The sequence below is a fragment of the uncultured Treponema sp. genome, from assembly GCF_946187725.1.
Lineage (GTDB): Bacteria > Spirochaetota > Spirochaetia > Treponematales > Treponemataceae > Treponema_D.
The window spans coordinates 170,751-183,219 of sequence record NZ_CAMHSK010000002.1 but is presented as its reverse complement, the minus strand read 5'-3'; the positions used below and the strand labels follow the sequence as shown (position 1 = coordinate 183,219).

Annotated in this window: 10 protein-coding genes; 9 read left to right on the top strand and 1 reads right to left on the bottom strand. The window is 43.9% G+C overall.

Annotated elements, in window-relative coordinates; translation table 11 throughout:
• Positions 1-33 precede the first annotated feature (33 nt).
• The 9 genes from ftsZ to hslU all read left to right on the top strand — a co-directional run bounded on the left by ftsZ (position 34) and on the right by hslU (position 11,479).
• Positions 34-1,479 carry a cell division protein FtsZ gene (gene ftsZ, locus Q0Q74_RS01750; RefSeq protein WP_294427905.1) on the top strand — a complete coding sequence of 482 codons (1,446 nt, stop codon included), beginning with the start codon at positions 34-36 and terminating at the stop codon, positions 1,477-1,479.
• 13 nt (positions 1,480-1,492) lie between these two features.
• A complete protein-coding gene (locus Q0Q74_RS01745) occupies positions 1,493-2,386 on the top strand; it encodes a tyrosine-type recombinase/integrase (RefSeq protein ID WP_294427904.1) in 894 nt (297 codons plus the stop codon).
• Positions 2,387-2,406: 20 nt separating this feature from the next.
• Positions 2,407-3,144: a tetratricopeptide repeat protein gene (locus Q0Q74_RS01740; RefSeq protein ID WP_294427903.1), complete on the top strand. Its 738-nt coding sequence runs from the start codon at positions 2,407-2,409 to the stop codon at positions 3,142-3,144.
• Positions 3,145-3,188: 44 nt separating this feature from the next.
• Positions 3,189-4,115, top strand: coding sequence for a DNA-processing protein DprA (locus Q0Q74_RS01735; protein ID WP_294427902.1), 927 nt, complete (start codon positions 3,189-3,191; stop codon positions 4,113-4,115).
• A 145-nt stretch (positions 4,116-4,260) separates the two neighbouring features.
• On the top strand, positions 4,261-6,414 hold the full coding sequence (topA, locus tag Q0Q74_RS01730; protein WP_294427900.1) for a type I DNA topoisomerase: 2,154 nt from the start codon (positions 4,261-4,263) through the stop codon (positions 6,412-6,414).
• 25 nt (positions 6,415-6,439) lie between these two features.
• Positions 6,440-7,345: a tyrosine-type recombinase/integrase gene (locus tag Q0Q74_RS01725; RefSeq protein ID WP_294427899.1), complete on the top strand. Its 906-nt coding sequence runs from the start codon at positions 6,440-6,442 to the stop codon at positions 7,343-7,345.
• Between the two features lie 58 nt (positions 7,346-7,403).
• Positions 7,404-9,497, top strand: a complete 2,094-nt coding sequence (locus tag Q0Q74_RS01720) for a methyl-accepting chemotaxis protein (protein WP_294427897.1) — start codon at positions 7,404-7,406, stop codon at positions 9,495-9,497.
• A gap of 43 nt (positions 9,498-9,540) precedes the next feature.
• Positions 9,541-10,080, top strand: coding sequence for an ATP-dependent protease subunit HslV (gene hslV / locus Q0Q74_RS01715; RefSeq protein WP_294427894.1), 540 nt, complete (start codon positions 9,541-9,543; stop codon positions 10,078-10,080).
• A 13-nt stretch (positions 10,081-10,093) separates the two neighbouring features.
• Positions 10,094-11,479, top strand: coding sequence for an ATP-dependent protease ATPase subunit HslU (hslU, locus tag Q0Q74_RS01710; RefSeq protein ID WP_294427893.1), 1,386 nt, complete (start codon positions 10,094-10,096; stop codon positions 11,477-11,479).
• Positions 11,480-11,489: 10 nt separating this feature from the next.
• Here the strand turns inward: hslU and Q0Q74_RS01705 are convergent, their stop codons facing one another.
• Entirely contained in the window at positions 11,490-12,401 is a 912-nt protein-coding gene (locus Q0Q74_RS01705) for a hypothetical protein (RefSeq protein WP_294427892.1), read from the bottom strand.
• Positions 12,402-12,469 lie beyond the last annotated feature (68 nt).

Genomic DNA, 12,469 nt, shown 5'->3' with positions numbered 1-12,469 from the left:
ATAAGTCAAATCAGTTGTAGGTGGGAGGACAACATGGGTTTTGAATATGAAGTAATTAAGGCGGCGGGATCGGATTCTCCGGTCATGAACACGGCAAGCCCGACAAAAATAAAGGTTGTCGGATGCGGCGGTTGTGGTGGAAATGCCGTCAATACGATGATTGAAAGTGGAGTCGGTGGCGTTGAATTTATCGCAATGAACACTGACTTGCAGGCTCTCAGTCAGAATAAAGCAGAGTATAAAATCCAGATTGGTCAGAAACTCGCTGGCGGTCTTGGTGCAGGCGGAAAGCCTGAGGTCGGCGAGGAATCAGCAAAAGAACAGCAGGAACAGATTAAGGAACTTCTCAAAGATTCTGACATGGTTTTTATTACTGCTGGCATGGGCGGTGGAACTGGAACAGGTTCGGCTCCTGTAGTTGCAAAAATTGCTCATGACCTTGGCGCACTCACTGTTGCTGTCGTAACAACTCCTTTCAAATTTGAAGGCAAGATACGAATGGCTCATGCTGAAGAGGGCGTTAAAAAGCTCCGTGCTGAAGTTGATTCACTTATTGCAATTCCAAACGAACTTATTCTAAAAGATGCCGAAAAACGCCTTTCTGTTGAAAACGCATTCATTATCATCAATGATATTTTGCGTCAGGGTGTTCAGGGTATTTCTGACATCATCACAAAGCCTGGTCTTGTAAACCGCGACTTCCGTGATGTTGAGTCTGTCATGAAGGATCAGGGAGACGCAATCCTTGGAATCGGTGTTGGTGAAGGTGACAACCGTGCAAGCGATGCTGCCCGCAACGCAATCAACAACCGTCTTCTCGTTGACACGAACATCGACGGTGCAAAAAATGTCCTCATCAACATCTGTGGAAATCACGATGTCGGAATCTCAGAATGTGACGAAATCGCATCAATCATCACAGAGCACGCAAATCCAGATGCCGTTGTTCTTTGGGGACAGGTTCTCGATGAAACAATGGATGACAAAATCAGCGTAACTGTAATTGCGACTGGCTTCAATAAGGACGATATTGCTGGAAAAAAGGTCGAAATTCAGAAGGTCGAGGCTCAGATTAACTCTGACACGATTTCTGCCGGCGAATTTGAAAAAATCGGCAAAAGAAGACCTGCTGTACAGACTGCTTCTTCTGAAGTAAAAAAGAATGATTTTATGACTGGAATCTTCGGAAATGACACGATTTACGAGGATGACAAGGCAAAAGCTCCTGCCGCTTCGGCTTCAGTGCGCCGCGAATCATTTATGCGCGATCCGCAGTCAGTTGAAATGCAGGAAGAGAAAAAAGACATCATTTCTGATTTTGCACGGGTTTCTCAGTCAAGACCGTTAAATTCTAGTGCTGCAGGCAATCCTCTTAATCCTCCGCTTGGTTTCTCAGGCGTGGGTGATATGGAACAGCCGGCTGTCTGGAGACGAAATCTCGAAGGTCTTTCAAGAACAATCAATTTGGGCAAAAAATAAAGCGGTGTGACGCATGACAATTGAGCTTCTGCTTTTGAGATTTCATAGCGATATGGTCTCTGTTGAGCGCCTGTCAGAAAATTCTGCTGCGACTTATGAAGAGTGCGCGAAGATTTTTCTGAACTGGCTTCAAGGCGAGCAGATTAAACTTGCGTCAGTAAATCCACAGGTTCTTCTATCCTATCTTATCTGGAGACGAACGGAACAGAAGTGTGATGAACTTACAATTGCGAAGGATATATCAGGTCTGCGCTCTCTTGGCTCTTATCTTGTCAGGCAGGGCTACTGGAAAGAAAATCACGCAATGCTGCTTGAAAGACCGAAAGCTTCCAGGGCTTTGCCGAAAGTGCTTTCTGTTGAGCAGGTTGACCGCCTTCTTGATTCTATTGATGTTTCCCAGCCGCTTGGGATTAGGGACCGTGCCCTTTATGAACTGATTTATTCATGCGGTCTTCGGATTACAGAAGCCGCTTCCCTTCAGGTTTCAAATTTGCATCTAAAAGAACGAATTCTGATTGTTCACGGAAAGGGTGACAAAGAAAGAATGGTTCCTTTTGGAGAAGCTGCAAAAGCGAGACTTGTTGAATATCTTAATGATGTAAGGCCGCTTCTTGTCGGCGAAAAAGTCGTTGGTGAAGTCTTTGTGAATTACAAGGGCGAACCGATGAGCCGTAAGGGTATCTGGAAGAATTTCAAGGCCCTTGAGGTAAAGGCTGGCCTTCATGCGAAAGTCCATACGCTCAGACATTCTTTTGCCACGCATCTTCTGGCCGGAGGAATGGATTTACGGAGTGTGCAGGAACTTCTCGGACATTCTGATTTGGCGACAACTACGATTTACACTCATGTTGACGACAGACAGCTTCGGGAAGGGCACAGGGAGTTTTTCCCAGGTCATCGCAGTTAAATAAAAGTCAGAGGATAAAAATGAAAAAAAAGTATAAAACATTCGCTGCCATTGCATTCACTATGTTCACGCTTTGTGGTTGTACAAAAACAAATAAAACAATCATCCGAATGCAAAAACTGGAAGAGGGAATTGAAAAATCCCCTACAACCGAAGCTGAATTAAAAGAAGCAATCGCAAAATATGAAAACCGAATTGCTGACATGCAGCTGGCTTCAAGTCAGGTTGGTGTCTGGTACAAAATGCTTGCCGTCCGTTATCTTGATTCCAAAATGTACGGTGAAGCCCTCAAGTATTTCCAGAAAGCAATTCAAATCTACCCTGAAAATCAAAATCTTTTCTATTATGTGGGCTTGTGTGCCGGTTACATGGCAAAAGCGAGCCTTGATTATGGGGCAACAGGTGTAAGCTCTACCACAGAAAAATACAATTACCTAAAGCTTGCTGAAAGTGCCTATCTTCGTGCGGTTGAAATTGAACCTAAGTATGGCCGTGCGTTGTACGGGCTTGGAATACTCTATATTTTCGAGCTTGGACAGAGTGAAAAGGCAATTCCGCACCTTGAAAAACTGCTTTCGTTCGACACGAGAAACTTTGACGCGATGTTCATTCTTGCCCGTGCTTATTACGAAAATGCAGAATTTGACAAGGCTGCAAGTCTTTACGACAAAATCGCTTCCCAGACGAAATCCGAGCAGAAAAAGCAGGAAGCTCTTTCAAATAAAAAAATTGTCCTTGACGCTTCATATTCAAAATAACTATTTTTATCCTATGATGTGTTTCTGCATCATAGGAGAGCTGATTGGATAAAAATCTTCTTGTCCGCCTGATTGTTGCGGATTCTTCTTTTCTTACTTTGCGTGAGAAACTTCTCTTCTTTAAATATCTTCTTGATTCTATAGATTCTTTTGAATCTGATTCCGAGTTTGTTGATTTTATAAATTCCCTCACTGTTGATTCAATTTCTTTTTGCGTGAAGCGGGTTTTTAAGCGTGTGAAATGGAACGGAACGGATGCACTCAAAAAGGTAACTGTCGCTGCAAGAATTCTGCATAATTTTGAAATTTCCTGGACCTGCTATGATTCCACTGATTTTCCGGCCATGCTTCGTCTCATTCCAGACCCGCCTTTCATGCTTTTTTATCGAGGAAATCTTGAGATTTTAAAGAGAAGATGTGTTTCCGTGGTCGGAACCCGCCGTGCTGCATTTTCTGCCCTTAAAGCCGCTTCTGATTTTTCGAAAAATGCCTGTGATGACGGACTTTGCGTTGTAAGCGGTCTTGCCTTTGGAATTGATGCCGCTTCTCATAAAGGGGCATTGCTTTCTTCAAATCCTGCGACTTGTGCTGTTTTACCAAGCGGAATCGACATGATTACGCCGCAGACACACACTCGTCTTGCAGTAAAAATCCTTGAGAGCGGGGGCCTGATTCTTTCTGAATATCTTCCGGGCACTCCTTCCGTTCAGTTCCGTTATGTTCAGCGAAACCGGATTGTCGCCGCCCTTTCTCCTGTGACTCTTGTTGTCCAGGCTCCTGCGGGGAGCGGTGCAATGATTACGGCTGATTTGGCATTGGGCTATAACCGCGAGGTTTTCTTTCACAGTGAATGCTTTTCAAGGTCAATTCCTGCAAAAGAAGGAAAAGCTGATTCTTCGTCACCCAAAAGTTTTGTAGAGGATGGCGCGAAGGTCATTTCAAATTACGAGGAATTTAAAAAGCTGATTTGAGAAAAGTCCGGATAAAACGGGAATTTTTGCTTTGTGGTCAACTTGTTTTTTACATCTAAAAATAAATTGAACCTATTGCAATAAATCAAACTTCATATTTATAATAGAAGAAATTTGTTAAAGTTCTGAAAGGATGTTTTGAATTATGGCTAAGGCTAATGAAAAGACTGTAAAAGCACCAAAAGAATCTACACTGGTTATCGTGGAGTCTCCTGCAAAGGCAACCACTATCGAAAAATATTTAGGACCAGGCTACACCGTAAAGGCTTCTATGGGGCATTTGATTGATCTTCCCAAGTCGCGCATGGCTGTCAACATCGAAAATGATTTCCAGCCCGAATATATCACGGTGCGGGGAAGGGCAAAGCTTTTAAAAGAACTTCAGAAAGACGCAAAAAAATCTGACCATGTGCTTCTCGCATCCGATAATGACCGCGAGGGAGAGGCAATCGCATGGCATTTGAATAATGCCTTAAAAGATAAAACAAATGCCGATATCAAACGAATCGTGTTTAACGAAATCACGCCTACGGCAATCAAAGAGGCTGTCAAAAATCCTGGCGAAATCGTTGAAAGCAAGGTAAATGCACAGAAAGCACGCCGTGTTCTTGACCGTCTTGTAGGCTACAATTTAAGCCCGCTTTTGTGGGAAAAGGTAAAGAACGGATTGAGTGCAGGCCGCGTTCAGTCTGTTGCGCTCCGTCTCATTTGTGAGCGTGAAAAAGAAGTCGAAGATTTCATCCCAGAAGAATACTGGACTTTGGAAGCTGATTTCCAGAAAGGCAAAACCAAATTCACGGCTCAGCTTGCAAAATACAAGGGCGAAAATCCTGAGTTAAAATCAGAAAAAGCCGTAAATGAAATTATCGAAGAAATTCAACATTCTGAATGCAAGGTTTCTGATGTAAAAGTAACCGAAAAAACTGTTCGTCCAAAGGCTCCGTTTACTACTTCAAAAATGCAGCAGGCAGCGGCTAACAGACTTGGATTCACTTCCCGCAAGACCATGCAGATTGCCCAGCAACTTTATGAAGGTATTCAGATGGGGCAGAACAGAATCGGTCTTATCACTTACATGCGAACCGACTCCGTGCGAATCTCTCAGACTGCCCTTGATGAAGTGCGTGAATGGATTGGCAAGGAATACCCGCAGAATTTGCCTGAAGAGCCGATTCATTATGCGGTCGGTAAAAGCGCACAGGACGCGCATGAATGTATTCGTCCGACTTACTCAAAATACACTCCTGACTATGTAAAAGATTATCTTTCACGCGATCAGCTCAGATTGTACACGATTATTTGGGAACGATTTGTTTCAAGCCAGATGTCGAACGCAAAGACGGCTACAACTTCCGTTGAAATCCTTGCAGGTGACGCACTTTTCCGCGTTTCTGCATCAAAACTGGTTGAAAAGGGCTTCTATTCTGTAATCAAGCTTCTTTCTGCAAAAGAAGAAGTTACTGGCAATCTTCCTTCTCTCAAAAAAGATGAGGTTTTGGAATCAGGCCACTCGTTCTATCCGGAGCAGCACTTTACTCAGGGACCAGCCCGCTATTCAGACGCTTCAATTGTCCGCACTCTTGAAGAAAAGGGAATCGGCCGTCCTTCAACATACGCGCCAATCATATCGGTTCTTCTCGACCGCTATTATGTAACGAGAAACAACAAGCAGCTCATGCCTACAATTTTAGGTAAGATGATTTGCAAAATCCTCGTTGAAGCATTCCCGGATGTAATTAACGAGCATTTTACCGCCGATGTCGAAAATACGCTCGACGGCGTTGAACAGGGAAATATCGTCTGGAACAACATGATTCGTGACTTCTACGGTCCGTTCAAAAAGCGCTGTGATGAAGTTGAAACATCAGTAGAAAGCATCAAGGGCTTCCTTGACGAGCCGACTGACAAAGTTTGCGAAAAATGCGGCAAACCGATGATGAAAAAGCTCGGTCGTTTTGGTTACTTCCTTGCTTGTTCAGGTTTCCCGGAGTGCCACAACACAAAGTCAATTCCGCTCGCAAAATGCCCGAAAGACGGCTGTGACGGTGAAATCGTTGCACGAAAGACAAAGGGCAGGGGCAAGGAATTCTACGGCTGTACAAACTACCCAAAGTGCGACTTCATTTCACACTTCAAGCCTCTCGAAAATCAGTATTGCCCAAAATGCGGTTGGTTCCTGGTCGAAAAATTCGACAAAAAGAACGGCACTTACAAATCATGCATCAACCCAGACTGCGACTATCTGCACACCGCAGACGAAGAGCCGCTTGAGATGCCGGTGGATATGGGAGAAGAGTAGCTAATTTCCTGCCGATAATAAAAACATGACTGTCTCAGACGCAATTGAGGAATATCTCTCGTACATTGAATCCGTGCGCACGCTTTCGGCAAATACAGTTACGGCGTGCAGGAGCGATTTGCTTCAGTTTAAGGAAATGAGTTTTATCGGGCCTGAAAAGGAAATGGCTGCGATTGAACTTGAGGACCTAAAACAGTGCGTGGGTGTTCTTTCCAAAAAAAAGCGTTCTGCTGCCTCAATCAATCGTTTTATTTCATCTGTGCGAAGTTTGTTCGGGTATTGCCGGAAATTTGGTCATCTTAATGTTAATGTCGCATTTGAGCTTAAAACTGTTAAAAATCCAAGAAAACTTCCCCGGTTTATGACTGGTGCTGAAATCGATAAACTTTGCCATGAGCCTGAAGTCAATGAGCTTTTGTGGGAAAAACGCGATAAGGCGATTTTTGAAATGCTTTACTCTTCGGGATGTCGTGCAAGTGAAATTGTGTCGCTTACTTTTGATGATTTTAGCGGTGATTATTCTTCGGCAATCGTGACTGGTAAGGGCAGTAAGGACAGGCGTGTTTATTTTGAGGAAGATGCTCAGAACGCTCTGAAGGCCTATCTTGAAGACCGAAAAAAACGCTTCGGGGAATCTGATAAGGAAAGGCATATTTTTGTGAATCAGAGGGGCGGCGCTCTTTCAACTGGCGGGCTTCGTCTGATTATCACACGCTATTCGGGAAGCGAAGGAACGAAGCGTCATGTTTCGCCGCACGCTTTCCGGCACACTTTCGCTACTGCAATGATTACAAACGGCGCGGATGTAAGGCTCGTTCAGGAATTGCTTGGTCACTCAAGTATTTCTACTACTCAGCGCTATACTCACATCAGTACCGAGAAAATGATTGAAATGTACAATAAGGCGCATCCGCACGGTGGAAAATCTTAAATCTTTTGTTTTTAGTTTTTGAAGAAATCGTGTTATAATTGATGCTAAGGAGGTTCCTGTGAAGAATCCGCGTAAAAGCCTTAGTTTCAAAATTATTCTTACCGTACTGATTGGTACTTGTCTTTCAAACTTCATCATCGGAATCATTGTCAGTCTCAATTCATCAAAATCACTTCAACAGATGATGTATGAAGATTTGCTGCATTCGGTCAATGCTGTTGCAAAGGAAATGCACCTCAATAATGAGCGTGAAATCCGTATGCTTCAGACGCTTGCTGTTGACTCCCGTATGACAGATCCGGATGTAAGTCTTTTGGAAAAAACTAAAATTGCCCGTGCCGTAACTTCTTCCGACAAAGATTACATTGATGTTTCTGTCCTCGATATCGACGGTCATGGGTATGACAAGTCTTCTGGGCTATTGTTTTCCGCTTCATCCGAAGAATATTTTACTGGTGCCAAAAAGGGCAGCCTTGTAATCACTGATCCGTCGGCCAACTCAAAGACTAATGCGGTCACGATGACCTATTCCTATCCTGTAAAAGATTCGGCAGGGCGGGTCATAAATGTACTGTATTGTGTAGTGGACGGCTTTAAGCTCAGCAATCTTTGTATGGATCACCCAATGTCAAAGAACCGAAAGCCCTATGTAATCAGTGCGGCTACAAAAATCACCCTTGCAAACGAAGACCACTGGAAGGTCGGTGTTGAAGATGTCGGTGCAATCGAAAAAAGCAGTCAGGGCACTTCTTTGGGCGACCATCTTACGCTCATGCTTTCCGGCAAGACTGGAAGCGATGTCTATGTTGACAACGGCAAGAAATGGATGTCGGTTTTTGAGCGAATTCCTGATACAAACTGGATTGCCGCCTGTTCAGTTCCGTTCTCTGATTTTCAGGAACGGCTCAACAGTCTTATGGGCTTGATTATTGTCTCATTTATCGTTTTGACTGTTCTTTCGCTTATTGTTGTTGGCATCGTAATCCGTCTTTCTATCAGGCCTCTTCGTCGTTTGAAGAGGGCAATTACGGAAATTTCAAGCGGAAATGCCGATTTAACACAGCGACTTGTCGTAAAATCGAAAGATGAGGTCGGGGATGTCGTTTCTGGCTTCAATGTATTCGTTGAAAAACTTCATTCAATAATCTCTCAGATAAAGAATTCTAAGGAAAACCTGCATTCTGCGGGCGGTCAGATGTCGGATGCAACTCAGGATACCGCTGCGTCAATCACAGAAATCCTTGCGAATATTGAGGGTGTCAACCGTCAGATTGTGAATCAGTCTGGAAGCGTGGATGAAACTGCGGGTGCAATTAATGAAATCGCCTCAAACATTGCTTCTCTTGAACGGATGATTGAAAATCAGGTTTCGCAGGTTTCACAGGCTTCAGCTGCCGTTGAAGAGATGATTGGAAACATTTCAAGCGTAAATCAGACTGTCGAAAAAATGGCCGGCTCATTCGAGCAGCTTGAAATGAATGCTCAGACGGGTTCAGCAAAACAGGCCGATGTAAACAATAAAATCGAGCAAATTAAGACTCAGAGCGAAATGCTTCAGGACGCAAACACTGTCATTTCGGCAATCGCTGAACAGACGAACCTTCTTGCAATGAATGCGGCAATTGAAGCGGCTCATGCGGGCGAGGCTGGCAAAGGTTTCTCGGTCGTCGCAGATGAAATCCGTAAGCTTTCAGAAAATTCCAGCGAGCAGTCAAAAACGATTGGTGTTCAGCTTGGAAAAATCCGCTCTTCAATTGCTGATGTTGTTTCGGCTTCCATTGATTCAAGTGCTGCTTTCCAGTCGGTTACTGACAAAATCAAAGATACCGACCAGCTGGTCCGTCAGATTCGTTCTGCAATGCAGGAACAGCAGGAAGGAAGTCAGCAGATTGGTGAAGCTCTCCATGCGATGAATGACAGCACTTCAGAAGTTCGAACAGCTTCCGCTGAAATGTCAGAGGGAAACAAGCAGATTCTTCATGAGGTGCAGAAACTCCAGAACGCAACGCTCAAGATTAAGGACAGCCTTGGCGAAATGGGCATCGGTGCACGGAAAATCCATGAGACAGGTGCTGCCTTGTCTGAAATTTCCGGCATAATGAACGATTCTATTTCAAAAATCGGTAACGAAATAGATTTGTTCCGTGTCTGAGAATTCTCTTGCCGACCTGCCGCTTTTTCTTTATCTTTATAGTATGGAAAAGGTTGAAATCAGAAGCACCACCGTTATTGCTGTCAAAAGAAACGGTAAGGTCGCTATGGCAGGTGACGGTCAGGTCACTCTTGGAAATACTGTCTGCAAGGGCAACGCACGCAAAGTCCGAAAAATCTACAACGGAAAGATTCTCACAGGCTTTGCTGGAAGCGTTGCCGATGCGTTCACTCTGCTTGATAAATTTGAAGAAAAGGTCAAGGAATTTAACGGTGATTTGACCAGAAGTGCCGTTGAACTTGCAAAAATGTGGCGTACTGAAAAAATGTACCAGAAGCTTGAGGCAATGCTGATTGTTGCCGATTCAAACAAGATTCTTTTGATTAGCGGCGACGGAAATGTAATCGAGCCGGAAAATGATGTGCTTGCAATCGGTTCGGGCGGAAACTACGCCTATTCAGCTGCACTCGCATATCTTGATTCAAGTGATTTGAGTGCCCGCGAAATCGCCGAGCGAAGCCTGAACATCGCCGGAAATATCTGTATTTACACAAATCACAATATAACAGTAGAAGAGATTTAAAACAGGGGAATTTATGTCTATTGAAGGGCTTACACCTAAGCAGATTGTAGAAAAACTTGATGCCTACATTATCGGGCAGGAAAAGGCAAAGAAGGCGGTGGCCGTTGCCTTGCGAAATCGAATCCGTCGTCTTCATCTTGCTGATGACATTCGTGATGAGGTTGCACCAAAAAACATCCTCATGATTGGACCTACCGGCGTTGGTAAGACAGAAATCGCACGCCGTCTTGCAAAACTCGTGAACGCACCTTTCATCAAGGTCGAGGCTACAAAGTACACTGAAGTCGGCTATGTTGGTCGTGATGTTGAGTCAATGGTTCGCGATTTGATGGCTGTCGGATTCAACAATGTCAAAAAGGAAGTTGAAGACTCAATGCGTGAAGCCTGTGCTCCAAAAGTCGAAGAAAAGCTTCTTGATTTGCTTTTGCCAGGAACTGAAAAAAAAGAATCTGATGCCGAAAATTCAGAAAATCCATCTGATACACCATTTTCTCCTGCTGTTCCCAAAATTGAGGACAACTCAACGCGCGAAAAATTCCGTGTAATGCTCCGTGAAGGCAAACTTGAAGACCGTGAAGTCGAGCTTACTGTAAAAAGGCAGAATCACATGCCGAGCATGGAAATAATTGCCGGCGGTTCAATGGATGATTTGCAGAGCGGAATGATGGAAATCCAGAATCTTTTGTCTGGCCGCAATCATAAAAAGAAGACCGTTTCAATCCGTGAGGCACGAAAAATCCTCACAGAAGAAGTTCTGGACTCTATGATTGATGCTGACAAGGTTGCAGATAAGGCAAAAGAGCGGGTCGAGCAGAGCGGAATCATCTTTATTGATGAAATCGATAAAATCGCCACAAAGAATGCAAATTCAAGCGGGCAGGTTAGCCGTGAGGGGGTTCAGCGGGACATTCTTCCGATTGTCGAAGGTTCTAAAGTCAATACAAAATTCGGAGTTGTAGACACTACACACATTCTCTTTATTGCAGCTGGTGCTTTTTCTCTTGCCGCTCCAAGTGATTTGATTCCTGAATTGCAGGGCCGTTTCCCGCTTCGTGTAGAACTTGAGTCACTTTCAAAAGAAGATTTCAAGCGAATCCTTACCGAGCCAAAAAATGCCCTTACAAAGCAGTATTCGGCACTTCTGTCAACCGAAGGCGTAAACATCGTCTTTACAGAAAATTCAATTGATCGAATGAGCGAACTTGCAGAAGAACTCAACAGCCGCAGTGAAAATATCGGTGCGCGTCGTCTGCATACAATCATGGAGAAAGTGCTTGAAGAAATCAGTTTCGATGCCGATGAGCACGCTGGCGAGACAATCAATGTAGATTCTACTTATGTTGATGAAAAACTTACCGGTGTTGTGAAAGATCAGGATTTGAGCAGATATATTCTATAGAAGAAATTGCTTAAGCCTTAATCTTGTAAAAATCCAGCGTGGAATCAATCCACTTCTTTGAAAGCTCTGGCAGCTCATCCTCAACAAAAAGGAAGAGTTCCAGGGCTTTTCTGTAATTTTTGCAATAATACTGCGACTGAGCAAGATAAAAAACAGCTCTCGTAGTTACAAAAGGCTCTCTTGTTATGGAGAGAAAATTGCGCAAATCTTTAACGGAGCCCTTGTAGTCTTTTTTGATGAAGTAGGTTTTGAGCGATTCAAAAAGAAAAAAATCATCTCCCTGTGGAGAAGCAATCATGTCTTCCTCAAAAATGTATGGGGAGAGAAGCTTGGGCTTTTTGACAGCGTATTTTCCGGCAAGTTTTTTGCCTTCATCTTTTGCCTTTTGACTGAGTTTTGCCGGCTGAATATCGAGGTCTGAAATCAAATCAAGATAGGGCAGCGGAAGCTCACGAAGGAAACCCGGAATGTACTGCGCTTCATTTTCTGGTTCGGTTTCGAGGTAGTCATCTGGCGGAATGAGTGAAACCGGTTTTACCGTAGCATTGACCGTCGGAAAAAGCATGTTGAAGAGATTGCCTTCCTTGTCGCGTGCGATAAGTGCGTAATAATAATCGCCGAAATGTTTGAGCGTGTCTGTGTAGCTGGTCGTGTGTGCCGGAACTTCTGCGATTGGCTTTTCTGCGGAAACTGTTGATTTTTGCTCAATCTGGCTTGTTGAACGGAAAATTGCGATGCTAGCGGCAGTGAAATTTTCAGGAATGTTCCATGTGAGCTGGATTTTGTTTATGCCGGTTTTTTGCGCGGTGATTGCTGTGCAGACTGGCCGTGATGTGACTTTTTGTGCATTTAAGAACAGTGCGTTACTCATAAAAAGAGCGAGAAAAAATGTTCTGTGGACAGTCTTTCGCAAAATGAACATATTCATATTTTGCAGCAAAAAAGTTGATTTGACAAGATAAATACTATATTATGCTATGGTTAGGAGCG